2 protein-coding genes are annotated in these 1,077 nt (G+C 33.2%); both read left to right on the top strand.

The window, feature by feature from the left end; translation table 11 throughout:
* Positions 1-147: 147 nt before the first annotated feature.
* Positions 148-675, top strand: coding sequence for a hypothetical protein (locus tag F564_RS0117795; protein ID WP_028123752.1), 528 nt, complete (start codon positions 148-150; stop codon positions 673-675).
* Positions 676-679: 4 nt separating this feature from the next.
* Positions 680-850 (top strand): hypothetical protein, encoded by a 171-nt coding sequence (locus tag F564_RS20845; protein ID WP_169816754.1) that lies wholly within the window; start codon positions 680-682, stop codon positions 848-850.
* The last annotated feature ends 227 nt before the right edge of the window (positions 851-1,077 follow it).

Raw genomic sequence — 1,077 nt, 5'->3', positions numbered from 1 at the left:
CGCTAAATTGAACATTCGGATTTCTAATAAGCATTTGTTCTAAATTGAAACTAAGTGCTTCTAAATCTGCCACTTCGCCAAGCTGCAAAACGTTAGGCGATATGCTGACAGGACCGGTATCAAAAGAAAATTTCGTATATTTACTTTGTGAACAATAAAAAAAATATTGAACTTGATTTTGTAATCGACAAATTAACAAATTCGATTCAAAATGTGATAACAGGCGATAGTTTTCGAACTGTGGTAAGTCGTTTAACCAAATCTGACCTTCCAAAAATAACCAAGAAAAATGGTTGGAATTTTAACTGGAGAACAGAATTAAACAACGATAAAATTGAAGTTTACAAACTCTCGATTGAAGAAAACACAGATGTAATTCAAGGTTTAGTAAGTTTTTCAATTGAACCAGACCATATTTATATGAACTTATTAGAAAATGCTCCATTTAATATTGGAGAAAATAAAGTTTATGATGGTGTTGCCGGGAATCTTGTCGCATTTGTTTGCAAAACTTCGTTTCAAAGAGGATTTGATGGATTTGTGGTTTTCACGGCAAAAACAAAATTGATTGAACATTACGAAAAAACGCTTGGTGCTTTTCGTAGTGGTGGACACAGAATGATTATTCCAACTCATTCTTCAAAATTTTTAGTTGATAAATACTTTAAAACATAACAAAATGGGATTTATAAAAGAACCAAAAGGTGTGGATTTTGTTATTCAAAGCGAACCTTTAACAGATAAAGATAGAAAGGAAATTTCCGAATTTATAAGAAAATATAAGGAAGAACAATCCAAAAAATCGAATAAAACAAATTCAAGAAACAAAAGAGCAACTACTACAAAATAAAAGCACATCGCCTAACAAGGGTTTGGCAATAGCGGGCGGAACGTCAAAAATTCACGTTTTGTGCTTCGGTAGAAATTTGTATTTTAGTTGAAAGTTTCGGCTTCGATTTGCCCGCCATCGCCAAGCCCCGAAACGTTATGCGTCAGCTTAAAAGACGACCCAATGAGAAACAAATTGACATATTACATATTGACTTTTGCGACAGTATTTTTTATTGGGTGTGGGAC

This window comes from Epilithonimonas tenax DSM 16811, assembly GCF_000428485.1.
GTDB classification, from domain to species: domain Bacteria; phylum Bacteroidota; class Bacteroidia; order Flavobacteriales; family Weeksellaceae; genus Epilithonimonas; species Epilithonimonas tenax.
Note: the sequence above shows the minus strand (reverse complement) of the source record. Positions and strands in the feature narration are given on the sequence as shown.

Bases quoted from the DNA above. Each gene is read 5' to 3' on its own strand.
- F564_RS20845 (WP_169816754.1), top strand. From the start codon at position 680: ATGGGATTTATAAAAGAACCAAAAGGTGTGGATTTTGTTATTCAAAGC.